13 protein-coding genes are annotated in these 22520 nt (G+C 72.7%); 5 read left to right on the forward strand and 8 right to left on the reverse strand.

Annotated elements, in window-relative coordinates; genetic code table 11:
- The 5 genes from ACFFR3_RS42065 to ACFFR3_RS42085 form a co-directional block, all read right to left on the reverse strand.
- A complete protein-coding gene (locus ACFFR3_RS42065) occupies positions 1 to 10905 on the reverse strand; it encodes a non-ribosomal peptide synthetase (RefSeq protein ID WP_379484950.1) in 10905 nt (3634 codons plus the stop codon).
- Between the two features lie 59 nt (positions 10906 to 10964).
- The gene (locus ACFFR3_RS42070; RefSeq protein ID WP_379484951.1) at positions 10965 to 12764 is read right to left on the reverse strand and encodes an ABC transporter ATP-binding protein; all 1800 of its coding nucleotides are present in this window, start codon (positions 12762 to 12764) and stop codon (positions 10965 to 10967) included.
- A 37-nt stretch (positions 12765 to 12801) separates the two neighbouring features.
- Positions 12802 to 13803, reverse strand: a complete 1002-nt coding sequence (locus tag ACFFR3_RS42075) for an iron-siderophore ABC transporter substrate-binding protein (RefSeq protein ID WP_364381551.1) — start codon at positions 13801 to 13803, stop codon at positions 12802 to 12804.
- 156 nt (positions 13804 to 13959) lie between these two features.
- Entirely contained in the window at positions 13960 to 15021 is a 1062-nt protein-coding gene (locus tag ACFFR3_RS42080) for a FecCD family ABC transporter permease (protein WP_379484952.1), read from the reverse strand.
- Entirely contained in the window at positions 15018 to 16052 is a 1035-nt protein-coding gene (locus ACFFR3_RS42085; protein WP_345404722.1) for a FecCD family ABC transporter permease, read from the reverse strand. Before ACFFR3_RS42085 ends, ACFFR3_RS42080 begins: the two co-directional genes overlap by 4 nt.
- 69 nt (positions 16053 to 16121) lie before the next feature.
- Between ACFFR3_RS42085 and ACFFR3_RS42090 the strand changes: the two genes are divergently transcribed.
- Positions 16122 to 17204, forward strand: a complete 1083-nt coding sequence (locus ACFFR3_RS42090) for an alpha/beta hydrolase-fold protein (protein WP_345404725.1) — start codon at positions 16122 to 16124, stop codon at positions 17202 to 17204.
- Here the strand turns inward: ACFFR3_RS42090 and ACFFR3_RS42095 are convergent.
- Entirely contained in the window at positions 17201 to 18148 is a 948-nt protein-coding gene (locus ACFFR3_RS42095) for a methionyl-tRNA formyltransferase (protein ID WP_379484953.1), read from the reverse strand. The two genes, ACFFR3_RS42090 and ACFFR3_RS42095, sit on opposite strands and share 4 nt — an antisense overlap.
- Before the next feature lie 112 nt (positions 18149 to 18260).
- Between ACFFR3_RS42095 and ACFFR3_RS42100 the strand changes: the two genes are divergently transcribed.
- Positions 18261 to 19559, forward strand: coding sequence for a lysine N(6)-hydroxylase/L-ornithine N(5)-oxygenase family protein (locus ACFFR3_RS42100; RefSeq protein WP_379484954.1), 1299 nt, complete (start codon positions 18261 to 18263; stop codon positions 19557 to 19559).
- 44 nt (positions 19560 to 19603) lie between these two features.
- The gene (locus ACFFR3_RS42105) at positions 19604 to 20065 is read left to right on the forward strand and encodes an alpha/beta fold hydrolase (RefSeq protein ID WP_379484955.1); all 462 of its coding nucleotides are present in this window, start codon (positions 19604 to 19606) and stop codon (positions 20063 to 20065) included.
- Positions 20066 to 20258: 193 nt separating this feature from the next.
- Here the strand turns inward: ACFFR3_RS42105 and ACFFR3_RS42110 are convergent, their stop codons facing one another.
- Complete coding sequence (locus ACFFR3_RS42110; RefSeq protein ID WP_364381530.1) at positions 20259 to 20681, reverse strand: STAS domain-containing protein; 423 nt, start codon at positions 20679 to 20681, stop codon at positions 20259 to 20261.
- Between the two features lie 121 nt (positions 20682 to 20802).
- Between ACFFR3_RS42110 and ACFFR3_RS42115 the strand changes: the two genes are divergently transcribed.
- The gene (locus tag ACFFR3_RS42115) at positions 20803 to 21135 is read left to right on the forward strand and encodes a helix-turn-helix transcriptional regulator (RefSeq protein ID WP_345404740.1); all 333 of its coding nucleotides are present in this window, start codon (positions 20803 to 20805) and stop codon (positions 21133 to 21135) included.
- Here the strand turns inward: ACFFR3_RS42115 and ACFFR3_RS42120 are convergent.
- Complete coding sequence (locus ACFFR3_RS42120) at positions 21125 to 21541, reverse strand: STAS domain-containing protein (RefSeq protein WP_345404743.1); 417 nt, start codon at positions 21539 to 21541, stop codon at positions 21125 to 21127. The genes ACFFR3_RS42115 and ACFFR3_RS42120 overlap by 11 nt on opposite strands.
- A gap of 376 nt (positions 21542 to 21917) precedes the next feature.
- Here ACFFR3_RS42120 and ACFFR3_RS42125 point away from each other — a divergent pair, with 376 nt between their 5' ends.
- Positions 21918 to 22313 (forward strand): hypothetical protein, encoded by a 396-nt coding sequence (locus ACFFR3_RS42125; protein ID WP_364381526.1) that lies wholly within the window; start codon positions 21918 to 21920, stop codon positions 22311 to 22313.
- The last annotated feature ends 207 nt before the right edge of the window (positions 22314 to 22520 follow it).

Here is a 22520-nt window from a genome sequence, read left to right on the forward strand (position 1 = left end):
TCAGGACTGCTCATCGAGGTGTCGGGCCAGCGCTTCCGGGGTTCGCAGGGTGAACAGGTCGCGTACGGTGACGATCGGGCCGAACTCGCGGCGCAGCAGCCCGGCCAGCCGCAGCGCCAGCATCGAGTGCCCGCCCATGGCGAGGAAGTCGCTCACCGCGCTCACCTCGTCGTCGTCCAGGTCGAGCGTCTCGGCGAACAGCTCGCACACCACCGCCTCCGTCTCGGTCGCCGGCCCGCGCTCGCCCGCCGACGTCAGCGCGCCGAGCGGCTTGGCCTCCGGCAGCGCCTTGGTGTCGGCCTTGCCGTTCACGGTCAGCGGGATCGCGGCGACCTGAGCGTAGTGCGTGGGCCGCAGGTGGTCGGGCAGCGCGGCGCACACCTCGGCCGCGACGGCCGCGAGGTCGGCGCCGTCGAGCACGAGGTAGGCGGCCAGCCGGTACGCGCCGTCCACCCCCGGGTCGGGCTGCGCCACCGCGGCGGCGAACCGCACGGCGGGATGCGCCGCGAACGCCGCCTCCACCTCGCCCGGCTCCACCCGGTGGCCGCGGATCTTGACCTGCTGGTCGGTACGTCCCAGGTAGGCGAGGTTCCCGTCCGGCCGCCGCAGCACCAGGTCACCCGTGCGGTACATGCGCTCGCCCGGCTCGCCGAACGGGCAGGCGACGAACCGGTGCGCGGTCTGCCCGCTCTGCCCCAGGTAGCCGCGGGCGATACCGACACCGGAGACGTACAGCTCGCCCGGCACCCCGTCGGCGACCGGGCGCAGCCACGGATCCAGCACGTACACGTCGGTGTTGTCGATCGGCACGCCCACCACCGGGTCGGCGCACTCGAACGTGCCGGCGCCGAGCGTGTTGATCGTGTACTCGGTGGGCCCGTACAGGTTGTAGCCGCACGTGCCCTCCGTCTCCGCGAGCCGCCGCCACAGGCCCGGCGTCACCGCCTCGCCGCCCAGCAGCACGAGCGGCGGCCGCCGCGCCGGGTCGTCCAGCAGCCCTTCGGCCAGCAGCTGCTGGGCGTAGGTGGGGGTGACGTTGACGACGTCGATGCCGTGCTCCAGGCAGTACGCGACCAGCCGCGGCGCGTCCCTGCGCAGCTCCTCGTCACAGATGTGCACCTCGTGGCCGTCGGCCAGCCACAGCAGTTCCTCCCACGACATGTCGAACGCGAACGACACCGTGTGCGCGACCCTGAACACCCGGTGCCCGTGCTCGGCCAGCACCGGCTCGAAGATGCGGCGCTGGTGGTTGATGAGCATGTTCGTCAGCCCGGCGTACTCGGTCACCACGCCCTTCGGCCGGCCGGTCGAGCCGGAGGTGTAGATGACGTACGCGGGATGCCGCAGCCGGTCGGGGTCGTCAGGGGCGAACGTCACGTACGGCTCCGCCTCGGGCAGCGGCCGGTCCAGCTCGATCAGCTCGCCGATCAGCCTGGGCGCGACGGAGCTCACGGTGAGGATCACGTCGGGGCGTGCGTCCGCCACGATCGCGGCGATCCGCTCGTCCGGGTGGTCCAGCTCCAGCGGCACGTACGCGGCCCCCACCCGCAGCACCGCGAACAGCGCCACGATCGAGTCGAGCGAGCGCGGGATCGCCAGCCCGACCGTCCGCTCCGGGCCGATGCCCCGCTGGGCGAGCACCCCTGCCACCGCCGTGCTGCGCTCCCTGAGCTGCTCGAACGTCATGCTCGCGCCGCCCGCGACGAGCGCCGTCCTGTGCGGTGAGCGTTCGGCCGCCCGGTCGGACCTGTCCACCACCGTGTCGGTGCCGACGTCGCTGCGCGGCCCCGCCACCGGCACCGCGCCCAGCCCGGGCAGCGCGCCGACCGGGCCGCTCGCCCGGGTCAGGTCGTCCAGCAGGCGCAGGTAGTCGTCCAGGAGGCGTTCGGCGCGGCCGGTGTCGCCGTCGCGGTACTCCAGCTTCACCGTCAGCCGTTCACCCGGCGTCACGACCCAGGTGAACGGGTAGTGCGTCGAGTCGTCGGCCAGCACCTCGACGATGCCGTGCCTGGCGTTGATCTCGGCGAGCGCGTCCAGGTCGAGGAAGTTCTGCAGCACGAAGAGGGTGTCGAACAGGGCGTCGTGGCCGGTGTCGCGCTGGATGTCGCCCAGCCCCAGGTGCTCGTGCTCCATCGCGGCGACCCTGGCCGCCTGCACGCCGGCCAGATAGCCGCCTACGGTGTCGGCCGGGCGGGGCCGCGTCCACATCGGGACGGTGTTGAGCAGCACGCCCACCATGTCGTCCAGCGCCCGGCCGCCCGGCCCTTCGCCGTCGCGGCCCGAGACGGTGACGCCGAAGACCGCGTCGGAGCGGCCGGTGTGCGCGCCGAGCAGCAGGCCGAACGCGCCGGTCAGCACCGTGTTCAGGGTGACGCCGTGCTTTTTCGCCGCCTCGCGCAGCCGCTCCGACTGCTCGGCCGGCAGCGTACGGACGAGCGCCCGCGGCAGCTCGTCCCGCAGCGCCGGAGACGGGCCCGCCAGCAGCGTCGGGCCGGACAGCCCGGCGAGCTGCTCGGCCCAGAAGCGCCGGGCCGGGGCGGGATCCCTGGCGTCGAGCGCGCGGGCGTGCTCCTCGAAGCTCGGCGTCGCCGGCTCCAGGTCGAGCGGCTCCCCGGCGAGCGCCGCTTCGTAGGCGGTGAACAGGTCGCGCAGCACGATCTCGCGCGACCAGCCGTCCCACAGCAGCAGGTGGTAGCTCAGCAGCAGCACGTCCCCGCCGCCCGGCAGGCGGAGCACGGTCATCCTGATCAGCGGCGGCGCATCCAGGTCGAAGCCGGTCGCCCGGTCCTGTGTGCGCAGGGCCTCGACCTCGGCGTCCGACGCCACGTCCAGCGTGCGGACGGCGACCCGGCGGCCCGCCGCGAGCACCTGGACGGGGTCGCCGTCCGCGTCGGTCGTGAACCCCGCGCCTACGCCGGGGTGCCGGGCGATCACGTACGCCATCGCGCCGGCCAGCGCCGCCGGGTCGAGGCGGCGGTCGAAGGTGAAGCAGCTCTGCGCCACGTAGTCACCGGCCGGGCCCGCCAGCTGCGCCTGGTAGAACAGGCCCTTCTGCAGCGGCGTCACCGGCGCGGTCCGCTCCGCCGTCCCGGCCTTGCGCGCGACCTCCGCCACGGCCTCCCGCCAGCGCTCGGGCAGCTCGTCAGGGACGTCGCCGGCCAGCGCGAACGTGGCCCGCAACCTCCCGGTCGCCGCGTCCAGCCAGGCGTCCACCTCGACCGCGTACGGGCCGCCGACGTCCCCTCCCGTGATCGTCACCGCCTGCGACTCGCTGCCCTGGCCGAGGTAGTTGAACAGCACCTGCGGGCTCGTGGTCAGCAGCGGCGCGGTCTGCGGGTTGAGGTGGCGGAGCTGCCCGTACGCGAGGTGCGCCCGCTCGTCCGGCTGCCGCTCGGACACCTCACGCGCCGCCTGTATCGGGTCGGTGTGCGGGCTGAGCCGGACGGGCGCGATGGAGGTGAACCAGCCGACCGTCCGCGTGTAGTCGTGGTGCGGCAGCACGGGGACCCGTCCATGCCGCTCCAGGTCGATGGCCAGGTCGCCCGGCACGTCCTGAACCCAGGTCAAGGCGGCCCGCAACGCCCCGCACAGCAACTCGGTCACGCCGACGCCGAGCGCGGCAGGCGCCTCCCGCGTCACCACCGCACTGACCTCGGGAGCCACCTCCACCGTCAGCTCCCGCCGTCGTGCCGGCGGGACAGGCAGCAGCGGGGGCGCGGCCAGAGCGGTGAGCCACCGGTCGAGCGTGCCGGTGTGATGGGTCGCCGTCGCGGCCAGGGCATCGGCATAGTCCGCGAAGGGCGTGGTCTCCGGCGCGAGCGCGGCACCCCGCATCGCGGTGGCCAGGTCATCGAGCAGCACCAGCCAGGAGACCGCGTCCACGGCGAGGTGATGCGCGGTGACGACCAGCGTCCTGCCCGCCTCCAGCCACGCGAACGCGATCATCTCCCCGGCCTCGGGATCGAGCCGGTCGGCCGCCTCGTTCGCCGCCGCGTCGGCCTCATCGGCCTCACCGGCCTGGACGACCGTGACCGGCCTGGGCGGCTCGGTCCGCAGCGTCCACACGCCGTGCTCGGTGCTCAGGCGGAGCCGCAGGGCCGGGTGGGCGGCGACGACCGCGTTCGCGGCCCGCTCGGCATCGGCGAACCCGCTGCCCTCGGGCGCCACAAGCGTCCTGGCCTGGGCGAACCTGGCGAGCGAGGCGCCCAGCCCACGCTGCCGCAACATGATCGGGGTCGGCGCGAGCGGGCCGTCCGCGCGGGCGATCGGCGCGGGTGCCGCGGACGTCCCCATGTGCTCGGCGAGCGCGCGCGGCGTCTTGTGCAGGAACACCTCGCGCGGCGTGATCGGCAGCCCGAGCGCCCTGGCCCGGTTGACCAGCGCGATGGCCACGATGCTGTCGCCCCCGGCACGGAAGAAGTCGGTGTCCGCGTCCACCTCGACACCGGGCAGCGTCTCGGCGAACACCTGTACCAGCGCCTGCTCACCACCTCGCCCGGTGGTGGCAGAGGGTTGTGGGGTGCGGGCGGTCAGCAGGGCGCGGTCGAGCTTGCCGTTGACGGTGAGCGGCAGCGCGTCGACAGGGGCCACCTGACCAGGCACCATGTACGCCGGCAGCCGCGCCGACAGCAGCTCGGCCCAGCCGTCCGGCACCCGGCCCACCACGTGCGCCACCAGGTGGTCGCCCGACGGGGCCACGGTGACGGCCACGTCCACCACCCCGTCCAGGTCGCGGATCGCCGACTCCACCTCCCCGAGCTCGATCCTGAACCCCTTGAGCTGCACCTGATCGTCGGCCCGCCCGACGAACTCCAGCTCGCCGTCCAGCGTCCGCCGCGCCAGGTCGCCCGTGTGGTACATGCGCGACCCGTCACCGGCGAACGGATCCGCCACGAACCGGGACGCCGTCAGCCCCGGCCGCCCCAGGTAGCCGAGCGACACCTGCGCACCGGCCACGTAGATGGCGCCGACCCGGCCGGGCGGCACCGGCCGCAGCCGGTCGTCCAGCAGGTACGTGACCAGCCCGGGGATCGCCCGCCCGATGGGGGAGACGGAGCCTGCCGCGAAGTCCTCGTCGGTCAGCACCCGGTGGGTGACGTGCACGGTGGTCTCGGTGATGCCGTACATGTTGACCAGCTCGGGCGAGCGCGTGCCGTACCGCTCGACCCAGCCGCGCAACCGCCCGAGGTCCAGCGCCTCGCCGCCGAAGACGACGACCCGCAGCGACCCCGCCGGCTCCGCCGCGTGCCGGTCGGCCTCGGCGAGCTGGTAGAACGCCGACGGCGTCTGGTTCAGGACGGTCACCCCGCGCTCGCGCACCACGCGGTGGAAGTCGGTGGGGGAGCGGGTCAGCGCGTACTCGGGGACGAGCAGCTCGCCGCCGTGCGCCAGCGCGCCCCACAGCTCCCACACCGCGAAGTCGAAGGACGCGGAGTGGAACTGCACCCACACGTCGTCCGGACCGAACCGCAGGTCCGGCCACGTCCCGGCGAGCAGCGACAGGACCGCGGAGTGCGGCACCATGACCCCCTTCGGGCGGCCGGTGGAGCCCGAGGTGTAGATCACGTACGCGGGGTCGTGCGGCCCGACGGCCGGCCTGGTGCCGTCCAGCGGCAGGTCGTCGTCCTGCACGAGCACCCGCGCCCGCCCGCCGGTCAGCCGCTCCATGCGGTCCCGCTGCTCCCGGTCCACCAGCACCACCTGGGGCGCGGAGTCGGCCAGCAGGTACGCCAGCCGCTCGTCCGGGTACGCCGGGTCCAGCGGCACGTACGCGCCGCCCGCCGAGACGACCGCGATGAGCGCGACCACCTGCTCCAGCGAGCGCGGCACCGCCACCGCGACCCGCTCACCCGGCCCCACCCCGGCCGCCCGCAACGCCGACGCCACCCGCTCCTTGGCCGCCCGCACCTCCCGGTACGTCATCGACCGCGCATCCCCGTCGATCCCGCACCGGGTGACGGCGACCGCATCCGGATACCGCGCCGCGGCCGCATCGAACAACCCGCCCAGCGTCCTTCGCGAGGCCCCGGGCCACCCGCCGTCCTGGAGGGGCCGCGCATCCGCGAGCGGCCCGCCTTCGTGGCGGCCGGCCGCTGGGGAGATGCGGCCGACCGGGGTGTCCGGGCGGGCGAGGAGCGCGGTGAGCGTGCGGCCGAAGGTGCCGAGGATGGTCTTGGCACCGCGTTCCCGCAGCAGCGCGCCGTCGTAGATGAGCGTGAAGCGCGGCCCGCCGCCGGGCTCCCGCTCCACCACCAGGGTCAGCGGGTAGTGCGGCGCGCCCTCGTTCAGAACCTCGGTGATGACCACCTCGTCCCCGGGCCGCCGCAGGCCGGCCACGTCGGTGGCGACGTCGAACACCACCAGCGTGTCGAACAGCGGCCCGCCACCCGCCAGCCGCCCGATCGCGGACAGCGAGACGTGCTGGTGATCCCGTACGGCGCTCTGGTGCTCGTGCACGGAGGCGAGCAGCTCGCCGGCCGTGGTGATGCCGTCCCACCGGGCGCGTACGGGGATCGTGTTGATGAGCAGCCCCACCATGTCCTGGATGCCAGGGAAGTCGGCCTCCCGTCCTGACACCGTGGAGCCGAACACCACGTCCGTGCTCTGCAGGATCCCGCCCAGAGTGGCAGCCCACGCGCTGTGCACGGCCACGCTCAGCGGCACCCCCGCGGCCCTGGCGGCGTCATCGACATCGAGGGCCTCGCTGACGTCCGCGAAGTGTTCCGACGCGGTGTGCCCCTCGGCGACCAGCGAAGGACCGGGCAGCCCGGCGAGCTGCTCCCGCCACACCCGCTCGCTCTCGGCGTCGTCCCGCCCGGCCAGCTCCCGTACGTACGCGGCGAAGCCGTCCTGCGCGTACCCGCTGCCGGGCGCGTGGTACTCGGCCAGCAGCGCCCGCAGCATCACCGGTACCGACCAGCCGTCGGCCACGATGTGATGGACGGTCTGCACCAGGACGTGCCGATCGGGGCCCCGGCGGATGAGCGTGTACCGCATCAGCGGGCCCACGGCCAGGTCGAACCCGGCGCGGCGGTCCCGCTCGGCGAGGTCGCGCAGCTCCTCGTCCGTGATGCCGGGCCGGTCGAGCGTGCTGAACGGCGCGCGCACGCCGTCCTCCAGCACCGACACCACGCGGCAGTCGGCGAGCGCCACGAACCGCGCCGCCAGGTTGGGGTAGAGCGCCAGCAGCCGGGTGGCCGCCGTGGCGAGCCGGACGGCGTCCACCGGGCCGTCCAGGGTGAGCACCTGCTGCTCGACGTAGCTGCCCGCCGAGTCGTCGTCGAAGACGGAGTGGAAGTACAGGCCCTCCTGGAGCGGGGTCAACGGGAGGACGTCGCGCAGGTTCGGGCCGTCCAGGGCGTCCACGTCGGCCTGGGTGAGGGCGAGCGGCAGGAAGTCGCTGGGGGAGTGGCCGCCGCCGTCGAGCGCGGCGAGGCCCTCCAGCGCCTGGCGGAAGTAGCCGGCGAGGGCCTCGATGTCCTCGCCGGTGAACACGCCGTCGGGCCAGGAGACGGTGGTGACCAGTTCGTACGCGCCCGTCGGCCCAGGCTCGGCGATGGCGTTGAACTCCAGGGCGCGCGGCAGCCGCATCCCCGGGTCGCGCCGCTCGCCCAGGTGCCCGGTCGCGACCGCGAGCTGCCAGTCCGACCGCGTGCCCGCCTCGTACCTGCCGAGGTAGTTGAAGAGCACCTGCGGCGCGGGCGCGTCGAACGCGACGCCGTGCAGGTGGCGCAGCACCCCGTAGGCGATGCCGTTGCCCGGCACCCCGGCCAGGTCCTCCTTCACCTTCTTCAACGCCGCCGCCAGGTACGCGGGGTCGGTGAAGTCGCCGCTCGCGCCCGGGTCCACGGTCACCGGGAACAACGTGGTGAACCACCCGACCGTCCGCGACAGCTCCGGCTCGAACCCGGCCGCTCCGGCGAGGAACCGCCCCTCGCGCCCGTGCCCCTCCAGCTCGACGTGCGCGAACGTCTGCTCCTGCCCCAGCTCCCGCCGCCGCCGCGCGAGAGCGACGGCCAGCGCGGTCAGCAGCACGTCGTTGACCTTCGCATGGAACCGCGCGGGCACCTCACCCAGCACCGCGGCGGTCACCTCGGGGCTTGCCGTGACGACGTGCGCCCGCTCCCGCGCCACGGTATCGGCCGCCTCCGGCTGCCGCCTGCCCAGAGGCAGATCCTCACCGGGCAGCGGCCGGGCGAAGTAGGCCCGATCGCCGTCGAACGCCGCCGACTCCAGCACCTGCGTCCACCGCCGGAACGAGGTCCCGACCTGCGGAAGCACGATCGGCTCACCTGAGGACAGCTGCCGCCATGCGGTGGCGAGATCCTCCATGAGAATCCGCCACGACACCCCGTCGATCACCACGTGGTGAGCAGCGAGAACCAGCTGCCGCTCCGCCCGCCGCCAAACGGCGCGCAACATGACGCCTCGATCGGGATCGAGCGAGCCCACGGCCCGCTCCACACACTCCTCAAGCCCGCGGTCGCTCTCCTCCCACACCTTCTGGAGAGTCATGGAGCCGGGGACGTCGAAGCCCCAGGCGGGGCCGCGGGTCAGGTGGGCGCGCAACATGGGGTGATGGTCGAGGAGGGTGGTGAGCAGGGTGTCCAGAGCGTCCGGGGTCAGAGCCTCCGGGGTGTTGAGGACCACTGACTGGGCGAAGCCGTCGATCGCGTCGGTCGTCTCGCCGAGCCAGCGCACGATCGGGGAGCTCGTGACCGGGCCCGTGGCGACGTCGGCGGAGTCCACCGCGGTCGCCCCCTCGCGGGTGGCGACCGCTGCCAGGGCGCCCAGAGTGGGGCCGGCGAAGACCTGGGCGGCGGTGACGTGCAGGCCGCGTTCGCGCAGGGCGCTGATCAGCGAGATCGCCAGAATGCTGTCGCCGCCGAGCCGGAAGAAGTTGCGGTCCACGCCGACCTCGTCCAGGCCCAGCAGCCCGGCGACGGCCGCGCACACCGCGCGCTCCGCGTCGGTGGCGGGCGCCACGACGCGGGAGGCGCGCAGCTCGGGCTCGGGCAGGGCACGGCGGTCGAGCTTTCCGTTGGGGGTGAGCGGGAACGCGGTCATGACGACGACGTGCGCCGGCACCATGTACTCGACCAGGTGCTCGGCGGCCCACGCCGTGACGTCGTCGGGGCGCAGGTCCTCGTGCCCGGCCGCCGGGATGACGTACCCCACGAGGTACGTGCCGCCGGAGGCGTGCTTCCTGGCGACGACGCACGTGTGCCGCACCCCGGGATGCTCGGCCAGCGCGACCTCGACGTCCTCCAGCTCCAGCCGCATCCCGCGGATCTTGACCTGGTTGTCGGCCCGGCCGAGGAAGTCGAGCGACCCGTCGGGGGCGAACCTGGCGAGGTCGCCGGTCCGGTAGAGGCGGGAGCCGTCGGAGGCGAACGGGTCGGCCACGAACCGGGAGGCGGTCAGTCCCGGCGCGTTGACGTAGCCGCGCCCGAGCAGGAAGCCGCCGACGTACAGCTCGCCGCCCACCCCGACGGGGACCGGCCGCAGCTCGTCGTCCAGCACGTACAGGCAGGTGTTGGGGTTGGCCTTGCCGATCGAGGTGGACAGGCGCTCGGCCGCGCCCCGGTAGATGACGTGGGAGACGCCGATCGTCGCCTCGGCGGGGCCGTAGCCGTGGTAGAGGGGGATGCCGAGGCGGGTGCGGAAGCGTTCGTACAGCTCGGGGGTGAGCACCTCGCCGCCGCACCACACGTGCCGCAGGCTGTCGAGGCGGCCGGAGTCGCCGGCCATCTCCAGCAGCACGTCCAGCATCGACGACACCAGATACGTGAACGTCACGCGCTGCTCGGCGATCACGCTGAGCAGGTGGTGCGGGTCGCGCTCGCCGCCGGGCCGCAGCACCACCAGCCGCCCGCCGCACACCAGCGGCAGGAAGATCTCGTTGATGGAGATGTCGAACGACAGCGGCGCCTTGAACAGCGAGGCGTCGTCGGGCCCGAAGCCGAGGATCTCGCGCGACTGCCACAGGAGCCGCTCGCTGATCGCCTCGTGCCGGATCATCGCGCCCTTGGGCCGCCCGGTCGAGCCGGAGGTGAAGATCACGTACGCCAGCGCGGGCCCGGGCAGGTCGATCCCCGTCGGGGTGGTGGGGTAGCAGCCGTAGCCCCAGGCGTCGAGGTCGATGGCTACGGCGTCCGGCTCTGCGGGGTCGTGCTCGCCGGTGCTGTTGAGCTGCGCGACGAGCCCGGCGTCGGCGATGACCAGCGCCCGCCGTTCGGCCGGCCAGTGCGGGTCGAGCGGCACGAAAGCGCCGCCCGCCATGAGGACCGCCAGCAGGCCGATCACCATCTCGGCCGAGCGGTCCAGGGAGACGCCGACGGTCTGCTCGGCGGTGAGCCCGTGTTCGAGGAGGTGGTGGGCGAGCTGATGGGCCAGCTCGGCGGCCTCGCGGTAGGTGAGCGTGCGGCGCTCGTCCACGATGGCGACGGCGTCGGGACGGGTGCGTACCTGCTCGTGGAACAGCTCCACGAGGGTCGGCCTGTCCCGGTCCGCGTGGGTGTCGTTCCATCGGGCGAGTTGCGCGAGCCGGGCTTCGACGCTCGACGGGGCGATGGTGCCGATGGGCCGGTCGGGGAAGTCGGCCAGGTCGTCCAGCGCGAGCTGCGCGTCCGCGAGGTCGACGTGCCCGGGGACGGACAGACCAGAGCCGTCCACCCGCCAGCCGCCGGGTGCGCGACCGCCGCCCGCCGCCCATGCCACCACGTCGGCGAAGAGCGTGGCCGGCGACAGGTCGAGCCCGTCGGGGCTCAGCCCGTCCGTCCAGAAGGCCAACCCGATCGCGCACGCTTCGAGCAGGACCCCGTCGGAATGGTCCCCGGCGCGGCGGCGCAGGCCGGCCAGCCGTTCGGGAGAGAGGGATACCGCACGAGTGCTTGGTTCCAGCATGAAGACCTCAGCCGCCCCTTCAGACACTAGTAAGGTAAGCCTAACCTAATAATGATCGGCTAACCAGCCTCGCGCCAGGCCCGCCAGAGCCGCGCGTACCGCCCACCCGCCGCCACCAGCTCCTCGTGGGTGCCCTCCTCGACCACCTGGCCCGCGTCCAGCACCGCGATGCGGTCGGCCGTCATCGCCTGCGTCAGCCGGTGCGCCACGAACAGCGCCGTACGCCCCCGGCACGCCGCCAGCACCGCCCGCTCCAGCTCGGCCGCCCCCTGGCTGCCCGCCTCCGCGGTCGACTCGTCCAGCACCACCACCGGCGCCCGCCCCAGCACCAGCCGGGCCAGCGCGAGCTGCGCGGCCTTGGTGCCGTCGAGCCGCTCGCCGCCCTCGCCGACCAGGGTGTCCAGCCCGTCGGGCAGCGCCGTCACCCACGGCTCGGCCCCCACCGTGCGCAGCGCGTCCATCAACTCGGCGTCGCTCGCCCCGGGCGCGGCCAGCCGCAGGTCCTCGGCGAGCGTGCCGGAGAACACGTGCGTCTCCTGCGTCAGGATGCTGACCAGTGCCCGCGCGTCGGCCTCGTCCAGGCCGGAGATCGGCGTGTCGCCGACGCGCACCGAGCCGGCCTGTGGCGTGCCGATTCCGGCGATCAGCGCCGCCAGCGTCGTCTTGCCCGCGCCCGTGGCCCCGACCAGCGCCAGCGAGCCGCCGGCCGGGATCGTCAGGTTCACGTCTTTCAGGACGGGCCGCTCGGAGCCGGGATAGGTGAACGTCAGCCCCTCCACCGTCACCGGGTACGAGCCGGACCCGGCGGGCACGCTGCCCGCGAGCCGTTCCTGCGTGGCCTCGCCCAGCACCCCGACCAGGCGGGTCAGGCTCGCGCCCGACTTCTGCGCCTCGTCGAAGGTGAACATGATGGAGCCGAGCGGGTTGAACAACCGGTGGAACAGCAGCGGCGCCACCGACGCCTCGCCCAGGGTGACCGAGCCGGTCTCCAGCAGCACGTACCCGACGACGATGATGAGGACGAGCCCGACGAACTCGGCGCGGTTCTCCCTGCCGACGAACCGGCCGAAGAAGCGGAACACCTCGATGCCGAGGTCGCGCACCCGCCACGACTCGCGGGCCACCCGCTCCCGGAAGAGGGGTTCGAGGCGGTAGGCCCGCACGGTCTCGATCCCGTTGAGGCCGCTGATGAAAGCCTGTGCCCGGTCGGCCTGGGCCTCGCGCTGGCGCCGGTAGAGCGGCGCGGAGCGGGGCAGGTACCAGCGCAGCGCCAGCGCGTACGCGGGCAGCGCCCCCGCCCCCGCCAGCCCCAGCCGCCAGTCGAGCCCGAACATGCCGATCGTGGCGATGACGACCAGCACGGCGGCCGAGAACAGCGTGGGGACGGCCGTGCGGATGCCCTTGGACACCACGGCCACGTCGTCGCCCACCCGCGACAGCACGTCGCCGTGCCCGACCTGCTCGATCCTGGCGCTGGGCAGGCCGAGCACCGCGCGTACGGCGCCCTCGCGCAGCCGCGCCAGCAGGTCGGCGCCGAGCCGCCCGATCAGGTACGTCGAGGCCGCCGCGGCCACCGTGCCGAGCAGCAGCGCGACCGCCAGCAGCACCCCGACCGTGACCAGCAGCTCCCGCGCCTCGCCGCTCCCGGCGCCGGCGACCACGCCGTCCACCACCCTGCCGAGCAGGAACACCGGCAGGACCTGCAGCGCCGCCCCCGCCACGGTGGTCACGACGGTGGCGGCGGTCAGCCACGGCGTGCCGCGGCAGTGCGCCACGACCCACCGGGCGGCCTCGCGCGCGCTCGCCGTGCGTAGGATGGCGGGGGCGGATGCGGGGGCGGATGCGGTGCCGGCGCTCACACCAGGACCGCCGCAGGCGGGGAAAGGGGTGCCGCCGTCACGACTGGACCGACTTGACGAGCTCGTCGATCGCGTACGGCAGCGACAGCAGCGTGCCCTGCGACATGGCCGCGCCGATCGCCGGGCCCTCGCTGTCCAGGAGCCACGACACGTTGCCCTCCTTGACCGCGGGCAGGTTGGCGAACAGCTTGAACTTCTTCAGCGCGTCCTGGTCGGCCTGGTCGGCGATGACGAAGATGTGGTCGACGTCGACCAGGTCGATGCGCTCGGGGGACAGCACGGTGTAGAAGCTGCCACCGGCGATCTCGTCGATCTCCGGCTGCCCCTTGAAGCCGATGCCCGTCACCATCCGGCCGCGCACGTCGGTGGTGGTGAAGGGCGCGACCGAGTTCTTGTACCAGGACAGCGCGACCGCCGTCTTCTCGGCCCACTCGGGGTGCGCCTCACGCGCCGCCTTCAGTTTGGCGTCGATGTCGGCGACCATCGTGGCGCCCTCCTCGGCCTTGCCGAGCGCCTTGGCGATGTGCAGCGCGTTGTCCTGCCAGGGCGCGCTGAACGGCTCCTTCTCGGTCTTGGTACGCCCGACGGTGGGGGCGATCTTCGACAGGCGGTCGTAGGCGGCCTGGTCGATCTCCGAGTAGACGGCGATGATCAGGTCGGGCCGCAGCGCGGCGATCTTCTCGTAGTTGGGGCCCGAGTCGCCGTTGGTCATGATGACCTCGGGCCGCGTGTCGCCCCACTTGTCCTTCACCCAGGGCCACTGGGTGTTGATGTCGGGCGTCTTGCCGGGCGGGTTCGGATATTGGTCCACCATGCCGACCGGCTTGATGCCGAACGCCAGGATGGCCTGGTCGTCGGTGTAGCCGACGGAGACGACCCGCTCGGGGGCCTTGGTGATCTCCGTGGTGCCGAAGGCGTGCTCCACGGTGACGGGGAACGCGCCGCCCGTGCCGGCGGCCCGAGTGGCGGAGGTGGTCGCGCCCGGCTGCTCCGTGGCTCCGGAACCGCACCCCGCGAGGAGGGCCGTGGCGGACAACACGGCGGACAACACCACCGTTGACCGCCGCAGGGTCTTCGCAACTGTCGTTCGTGGGGAGAGCATCCGCAAGTCCCTTGCTGTCGTGCTTTGGCTGCACCACCGACGTGGGCAGGCAAACCGTAACACGAAGATGTTAGGTAAGGCTAACCTAACTCTTCAGTGCCCTCTGGCTCTCCTGAGATTGGCCCGCACCAGGACGTACACGAGGAACGGGCCGCCGATCGCGGCCGTCACCACGCCGACGGGCAGCACCACCGGCAGCGCCGTGCGCGCCACCAGGTCCGCGCCGATCAGCAGTACCGCCCCCATCAGCCCGGAAGCCACCAGCGGCGGCGTCGCGTACCGCGTCAGCCGCATCGCCACCTGCGGCGCCACCAGCGCCACGAACGCCACGGGACCGGCCGCGCTCACCGCCACCCCGGCCAGCAGCACCGCGCAGAGCAGCAGCACGCCCCGCACCACCGAGAACCGCACGCCGAGCCCGGCCGCCACCTCGTCACCGAAGTGCAGCGGTTTGAGATGGAAGGCCACGTACGCCACCACGGCCAGCAGTACGAGCAGGCACCACGCCGCCGGCAGCACCTCCTTCCAGGTGCGCGAGTCCAGCGAGCCGACCAGCCACGCCTGCGCCCGTGCCACGTCGCGGATGTCCGCCGTGGCCAGCAGCCACACCGTGATCGCCTCCGCCACGGCGCTCACCGAGATGCCGATGAGGATCAGCCGCATGCCGTCGATGCCGCGCCGCCAGGCCATGAAGTACACCAGCAGGCCGGTGCAGAGGCCGCCGCCCAGCGCCGCCGCGGGCAGGCCCACCGTGCCGACGATCGCCGAGGCGGCGCCGCCCGTCACCGTCACCAGGAACACCGCGACCATGCTCGCGCCGCCGGTGATGCCGAGCACGTCGGGGCTGGCCAGCGGGTTGCGCGCGATCGACTGCGTGATCGCCCCCGACACCCCGAGCGCGACCCCGACCACCAGCCCGGCCAGCGCGCGCGGCATCCGCAGGTCCATCACCACGAACTCGTCCACCCGCTCGCCCTGCCCGAACAGCGTCGCCACCACCTGCGGCAGGGCGATGGGGAAGTCGCCGAGCGCGATCGACAGGCAGAACACCAGGAACGCCGCCGCCGCGAGCAGCAACGTCGCGCACACCATCCACGGCCGCCACACGAACGACGCGCGGCCGACCCGCACGCCGCGCACCACCGTCGCGATCACGTCTTCCTGAACTTTCCGCGCCACACGAGCGCCGCGAAGAAGGGGGCGCCGGCCAGGGCGACGACGACGCCCGCGGGCAGCTCACCCGGCCGCGTCACCACGCGCCCCAGGATGTCGCAGGCCAGCAGGATCACCGCGCCGAGCAGCCCGGCGAACGGCACCAGCCACCGGTAGTCGGGCCCGGTCACGTAGCGGGCGACGTGGGCCACCATGAGGCCGAGGAACGCGATCGGCCCGCACGCCGCCGTCGCCGCCCCCGCCAGCACGGTGATGGCGACGATGCCGACGGTCCTGTTGCGGGCGATGTTCACGCCCATCGCGCGGGCCACGTCGTCGCCCAGGTTGAGCAGGTTGATGGCGGGCAGCGTGGTCGCCGCCAGCACCAGCCCCGCCCCGATGAACACGACCACCGGCCAGATCACGTCGAACCCGACCCCGGCGACCCCACCCGCGTTCCAGAACCGCAGCGCGTTCAGGGAGGTCTGGTCGGTCAGCGCGATCGCCGTGGTCATCGCCGCCAGGAACACCGCGATGCCCTGCCCGGCCAGCGCCAGCGTCAGCGGGTTGCCCGCGCCCTGGCCGATGCTGGCCAGCCCGAACACCACCACCCCTGCCGCCGCCGCGCCCAGGAAGGCGAACCACACGTACTGGTACGGGTTGGCCAGGCCGAACAGGATGATCACGGTGACCACGGCGAACGAGGCGCCCGCGTTCACTCCCAACAGGCCCGTGTCGGCGATCGGGTTGCGGGTGTAGCCCTGGATCAGCGCGCCGCCGACGCCGAGCGCGATGCCGGCCGCGATGGCCAGCACGGTCCTCGGCACGCGGACGGTCTGCACGATGAGCGTGATCTCGGTGAGCCGCTGATCGCCGCCCGCCGCCGCGAACAGGCCGTGCCACACCTCGCCGGGGCTCAGCGCGCGCGCCCCGACGGCCAGTGACGCGCCCGCCACGACCACCAGGACCACCGCGAGCGCGCCCGCGCCGACGACGCGCCGCCGGCGGGCACGTTTCACCACACTCGTGCTCATGGGTCCTTATCGTTCGACTTAGGTAAAGCTATCCTTAGCTGACGGTCAAAGGGAAGGGTACGGGAGCGCATGGGGGAGACGTTCGCGAGGTACGGGCTCACCGGCGAACCCGGCACCGAGGAGTTCTGGCGGGCCGCGCGCTCACCCGCCGTCGCATCGGACGGCGAGGGCTGGACGACGCTCTTCGTGTGGCGCGGCGGGCCGGCGCGCGTCGTCTTCGAGAGCTGGTCGCAGCCGGTGCCGCTGGCCCGCTTCGGCGGGACCGACTGCTGGTACGCCGAGGTCGCCATGCCCGCCCGGCTGCGGGTGACGTACCAGGTGGAGACAGGCGACGGCGCGTTCGCCGACCCCCTCAACCCCGTCGGGGCCGGTGGCGAGCGGTCCATAGCGGCCACGCCCGACGTGCCCGAGCAGCCGTACTGGCCCTCCGCCGGCCCCGACGACGTGCTGCCGCTCCCCGGCACCCGCCTGCGGTGGGCCAGCGCGGTGCTGGGCGGGCGGCGTACCGTGCGGGTGCATCCCGCGGGCGGCGGCGGGCCCGTCGTGCTGCTGCTCGACGGCGACGACTGGCTGCACCTGCACCCGGCCATGACCGCGTTCGACGCCGCCGTGGCCGCGGGCGCGCTGCCGCCCGTCACGCTCGTCTTCCTGCCCGCCCGCGACCGCTCCCACGAGTACGCCTGCCGCCCCGAGCTGTGGCGGGCCGTCAGCGACGAGCTGCTGCCCCTGGTCACCGGCAGCGGCGTGCCCGCCGACCCCGGCACGCTGGTGGTCGCCGGGCAGAGCCTCGGCGGGCTCACCGCCCTGTACGCCGCCCTGGAGTTCCCCGGCCTGATGACCGGCGTGGCCTGCCAGTCGGGCTCGTTCTGGTGGGAGCCGGGGGCCGAGTCGCGCGCCGACCCGCTCGGCGGCCCGGCGGGCGGCGCCGTCGCCGCCCGCCTGGAGCGGGACCGCCCTGACCTGTCCGGCCTGCGGGTCGCCTTCGACGTGGGGGAGCACGAGCATCGCATGCTGCCCCACTGTGAACGCGTCGAGAGCCTGGTCGAGCGGGCGGGCGCCACCGTGCGCGTGTCGCGCTCACCGTCGGACCACGACCGGGCGGGCTGGCGGCACGCCCTGCTCAGAGACGTCGCCTGGGTGCTCGGCTCCTAGGGGTGCCTGGTCAGGTAGCCGCCCATGGCGCGGAACACCTCGGTGGCGGGCAGGTCGGCGCCGTCCTCCGTACGGACCCGCTCGATCACCAGTCCGTGATCACGCCCCCTACGGGCCTCGGCGCCCGCCACGATGACCACGCCGTCGCCCTCGCGGATGAAGACCCGGCCGGGCGTGCCGCCGTAGATGCCCTGCGACACCGACGCCTTGGTGACGCGGATCCGCTCGCCCTTGTAGTAGGTGAAGGCGTTCGGGTACGGGTCGGACTGGGCGCGTATCAGCCGCTCGATGTCCTCGGCGGGCCAGGTCCAGTCGATGTTGCCGTCCTCGACCGAGCGCTTGTGGAAGAAGCTGGCCTTCGAGCGGTCCTGAGGGGCGAAGACGGCCGTGCCGGAGTCGATGAGGTCGAGCGCCTCGGTGACGATCGGCCCGATCAGGTCCACCGTGCGGTGGAACAGGTCGGTGGCGGTGTCCTGCGGCCCGACGGGCACGGCCCGTTGCACGACGATGTCGCCGGCGTCCAGCTCCTCGTTCATCATGTGGGCGGTCACCCCCACCTCCCTCTCGCCGTTGATCAGCGCCCAGATCAGCGGGGAGAAGCCGGCGTACGCGGGCAGCAGCGAGTCGTGCACGTTGAGCGTGCCGTGGCGGGGGAGCGCGAAGATCTCCGGCGGGATCCACGTCCGCCAGTTGTTGGCGACGATGAGGTCGGGCTCGGCCTCCTTGAGCCGGGCCATCAGCTCGTCGTCGTCGGGCCTGTTGCGCAGCAGCACCGGTACGCCGTGGGCCTCGGCCAGCTCGGCCACCGAGTCGTTCCAGATCCTCTCGTACGCGTGCTCGCTCCTGGGGTGCGTCACCACCAGCACGACCTCGTGCGTGGAGTCCAGAAGAGCCTGGAGCGTGCGATGCCCCCAGGTCTGGTAGCCGAACGTCACGACCCGCATGGTGTCTCCTTGTCGAGAGGAACCGCTTCGGTTAGGGTGACCTTAATTAGGCAAGGCTAACCTAATTTGGGCCTCGTCTCCACCCCCGGTTCGGTCGTCTAGAAAGGCCTCCATGTCAGCGGAGCAGCACGTCCACGACCTCATTGGCATCGGCTTCGGGCCCTCCAACCTGGCCCTGGCCATCGCGCTCAAAGAGCGTCACGGTGACGGAGTCGACGCGGTCTTCCTGGAGAAACAGCCCGCCTTCGGCTGGCATCGCGGCATGCTCATCGAAGGCACGACCATGCAGGTCTCGTTCTTGAAGGACCTGGTCACCATGCGTAATCCGGCCAGCGAGTTCAGCTTCCTGTGCTATTTGCGGGAGAAAGGCCGGCTGCTCGACTTCATCAACCACAAGACGATGTTCCCGTCCCGGCTGGAATTCCACGACTACCTCGAATGGGCAGCAGCGCGTTTCACCGACCAGGTCGAGTACGCCGCAGAAGTCGTCGCCGTCACCCCCGTGGAGGCGGACGGCGCCATCGAGTTCCTCGACGTGGTGGCCCGGCAGGGCGACGGCACGCTCGTCACCCGCCGCGCCCGCACCCTCGTGCTCGCCGCCGGCCTGGAGCCCGTCCTGCCCGACGGCATCGTGAGCGACGAGCGCGTCTGGCACAGCGAAGAGCTGCTCGCCAAGCTGCCCACGCTGCGCGACCCGCGCAGGTTCGTCGTGGTCGGGGCCGGGCAGAGCGCCGCCGAGGTGGCGGGCCACCTGCACGGAGCCTTCCCCGCCGCCGAGGTCTGCGCCGTCTTCGCCAAGTACGGCTACACGCCCGCCGACGACAGCTCGTTCGCCAACCGCATCTTCGACTCCGAGGCCGTCGACCACTTCTACACCGCCCCGGATGAGGTGAAGGAGCGCCTGCGCGCGTACCACGCCTCCACCAACTACTCCGTCGTGGACCTGGAGCTCATCGACGAGCTCTACCGCCGCCACTACCAGGAGAAGGTGCAGGGCAAGGAGCGGCTGCGCATCTTCAACGCCTCCCGCCTGGCCGGCGTCGAGAACGACTCCAGCGGCCTGCGCGTCACGGTCGAGTTCCTGCCCACCGGCGAGCGGACCCCGCTGGAGGCCGACGTCCTCGTCTACGCCACCGGCTACCGCCCCACCGACCCGCTCACCCTCCTCGGCGAGACGGGCGGCCTGTGCGAACGCCTCCCCGGCGGCGGCGTCCGCCTCGGCCGCGACTACCGCATCGCCACCTCACCCGAGCTGCGCTGCGGCATCTACGTCCAGGGCGCCAGCGAGCACACCCACGGCCTCACCTCGACCCTGCTCTCGAACACCGCCGTCCGCGTAGGCGAGATCGCCGCCTCCCTGACCGACCACCTCCGCACCCCCGCCTACCCCCGCGTGCGATCGCTGGTGTAGCGCGCAAGGGGCCGGCCTGCTCGCACCCGGACCGGCCCGCCGACATGGAGTCCTACGCCGACGCGCTCGCCGCCGAGGTCGCCGATCTGGACGACTACGTGCTGGTCGGCGACTCCTTCGGGGCGAACATCGCCCTGGGGCCGGCCGTCCGGCGGCCGGCCGGGCTGCGGGCGCTGGTGATGTCGGGCGGGTTCGCCGCCGACAGCCGCCGCCTGTTCCTCGACCACACCCCGGCCAAGACCTTCGGCTCCCGGCTCACGGCAGCGCTCGCCGCCGACTACACCGACCGGCTCGGCCAGGTGGACGTGCCCACGCTCATCATCACCCCGTCCCACGACCGGCTGATCGGCGAACGGGCGGCGGAGATCATGCGTACGGGCATCCCCGGCGCCCGCGAGGTCGTGCTCGACCGCACCGGCCACATGTTCCGCTTCAGCCACCCCGCGACGTACGCGGCGGCGGTGGAGACGTTCCTGGTGAACGAGGTGGCGCATGCGGCCCGCTGAGGAGCTGCGCTACCTCATCCTGGCCGCCCAGCGCGAGGGCAACAGGCTGCTCGCCCAGGCGCTGCGCCCGCTCGGCGTCACCCCGTCCCAGGCGGAGGTCGTCCGCGTCCTGCAGCAGCACGGGCCGCTCACCCTCAACGGCCTCGGCGACCTGCTGGTGTGCGAGAGCGGCGTGGCGCCGGAGAGCCGAGGGTCATGGGCCGCACCGGCCGGCGAGCGCGTCGCCGGCCGGGCCCCCGTGGATGTCCAGGACCTCCCGCAGGCCCGTGATCTCCAGCAGCCGGACCAGCACGCCGTGGACGCCCGTCAGGCGGAGCGAGCCGCCGCCGTCGCGCAGGGCGTTGTGCAGGCTCTCGCAGGCGCGCAGGCCGTTGCTGTCCATGAACGTGAGCATGGTCAGATCGAGCACCACGCGCTCGCCGGGCGCCGCCTGCTCGCGGACGTACTCCTCAAGCACGGCGGCGCTCGTCATGTCCACCTCGCCCAGCACGGTGATCACCAGGCCGGCGTCGTGCCGCCGGGAGTCGAGGGTCAGGGGCGACGCGGCGGACTCGAGGCCGTCGCCAGGCCGGTAGGCGATGTGAACGTGCATGGCGTCCTCCCGGTCATAGTCCATCTGACGTCCTTCTCAGGGTCCGAAGCATAATGCCCGAATTGCAATGCCGGAAGCATTTTTCGTGTGATCTTCCTGACCCGGCGCACCTGACGTGCTCTTCTCTGGTACAACTTGAGATTTCGTGAGCACGTCCAGCAATCGGTCCGGCTCCTGGACCTTCCTGACCAACCACGCCCGCGTGCTGGTGGAGATCGCCCGCAACCCGCGCGCCCGCGTCCGCGACATCGCCGCGGGCATCGGCATCACCGAGCGCGCCGTCCAGGGCATCGTCTCCGACCTCCAGCAGGCCGGCTACGTCACCATCGACCGCGTGGGGCGGCGCAACGAGTACAGCCTCAACCCCGAAGCCCGCTTCCGCTACCCGACCGAGGCCGGCCTGCCCGTCCGCCTCCTCATCGACATGTTCACCCAGCACGACCTGACGAACCCGGAGCCGGAGAAGGTCACCGAGTGACCCCGGGCTGAGGCGTCAAGGGGGCGGCCTCGATGGCCGGCCGCGTCACCGGGGCGGGCAGGCGCAGGGCGGCCAGTACGGCTTCTTCGACGGTGTCGTGCACGTGCAGAACCGTGTGCGCGCGGGTGATCCGCATCATCGCCGCCAGCCGGGGATGCGGTGCCGCCAGGCGCAGGGTGCCGCCGTGCTGGCGGGCGAAGGCATGGGTGTTGAGCAGGACCCGCAGCCCGGCGCTGCCCAGGAAGTGGGCGTCGCTGAGGTCGATGACCAGGTGCTCATGGGGTGCGCGGCGGGCGGCGCGCAGATGACGGTCGAGCAGGACGGCCGTTACGGCGTCGATCTCGCCCGCCACGGAGATCACGCTCACCCCCGGAAGCCGCTGCGTGGCGAACGTCAGTTCCGGCACGGGCATCCTCCCCCACCACGAGAAGTTCGCAGCCCTACGGTAACGGCGCGGGGGACGGGCGTACAGAGGTCGGAGGACACGTAAAGGAGACGACATTCCCGGGACAGCCGGAATGGCCGCCGAATCGGGGCGCGAATGGCTTGCGGGGGCAAAAAGGGGAGACCCGGAAGCGTTCTTTTACCGTCGCCGTGATTCCCCATGGATTCGCCTGTGACGGTTGTGGGGAACGGATGCCACTCGCGGCTTGGTCACGGGTTCTCTTACGAACCGCCAAGGTTTCTTGATCATCTTTGTCGGGGTGGCGAGCGGCGTCCCGGCACACGCGGACTTACTTTCTTTCTTGCTTCCTATCGGGACGCGATCGAAAGGAAAACACATGCTCCGTCGTACTGTGTCAGGCGCTTTCGCTCTGACGGTCGCCGGTCTCATCACGGCAGCGGCGTCTCCCGCGCTCGCCGAATCCCAGAGCCCGGCGGACTTCTACGACTCCGCCGCGGCCATCATCAACTCCGACGGCAGCCTCAACAACGGGACGAACGTCGTGCGGTCGTGGCGGGCGGGCACTGGCAGGTACTGCGTCCAGCTCGATCACTCGGTGTCCGCGCCCCACACGCTCATCCAGCTCACTCCGCGCGAACCGCGGAGGCTGCCGAACATCGCCTACCGTAACCCGTCCACGACGTGCTACCGGCACAACACCATCACCGTCACCGTGTACGACACCAACACGGGGCAGCTCGCCAACGGGGGATTCGACCTGCTGGCCATCTGACCGGAGCGCGCGCCGCCGCGGAGCCCCACAACGGGCCCACGGCGGCGCTCGCGCGTCCGGGCGGCATCACGGCAGCGCCCCAGCACGCCCCTGCAGCGGCCCAGCAGCGCCCCACCAGCGTCAGGGCTGATTCCGTGACCTGCTCGCGATCCCCGCGCGCGACACTGTCTGTCGACGTCCGGCACCCCCGCGCCTCACCCGCCGTTC

Origin of the sequence: Nonomuraea salmonea (assembly GCF_042428605.1) — a bacterium.
Taxonomy (GTDB): domain Bacteria; phylum Actinomycetota; class Actinomycetes; order Streptosporangiales; family Streptosporangiaceae; genus Nonomuraea; species Nonomuraea salmonea.

What these genes read in the sequence shown, in the direction of transcription:
- ACFFR3_RS42110 (WP_364381530.1), bottom strand. Translation starts at nt 20,681, where the DNA reads ATGGACTATGACCGGGAGGACGCCATGCACGTTCACATCGCCTACCGG.
- ACFFR3_RS42065 (WP_379484950.1), bottom strand. Translation starts at nt 10,905, where the DNA reads ATGCTGGAACCAAGCACTCGTGCGGTATCCCTCTCTCCCGAACGGCTG.
- ACFFR3_RS42090 (WP_345404725.1), top strand. Translation starts at nt 16,122, where the DNA reads ATGGGGGAGACGTTCGCGAGGTACGGGCTCACCGGCGAACCCGGCACC.
- ACFFR3_RS42105 (WP_379484955.1), top strand. Translation starts at nt 19,604, where the DNA reads ATGGAGTCCTACGCCGACGCGCTCGCCGCCGAGGTCGCCGATCTGGAC.
- ACFFR3_RS42100 (WP_379484954.1), top strand. Translation starts at nt 18,261, where the DNA reads ATGTCAGCGGAGCAGCACGTCCACGACCTCATTGGCATCGGCTTCGGG.
- ACFFR3_RS42095 (WP_379484953.1), bottom strand. Translation starts at nt 18,148, where the DNA reads ATGCGGGTCGTGACGTTCGGCTACCAGACCTGGGGGCATCGCACGCTC.
- ACFFR3_RS42125 (WP_364381526.1), top strand. Translation starts at nt 21,918, where the DNA reads ATGCTCCGTCGTACTGTGTCAGGCGCTTTCGCTCTGACGGTCGCCGGT.
- ACFFR3_RS42085 (WP_345404722.1), bottom strand. Translation starts at nt 16,052, where the DNA reads ATGAGCACGAGTGTGGTGAAACGTGCCCGCCGGCGGCGCGTCGTCGGC.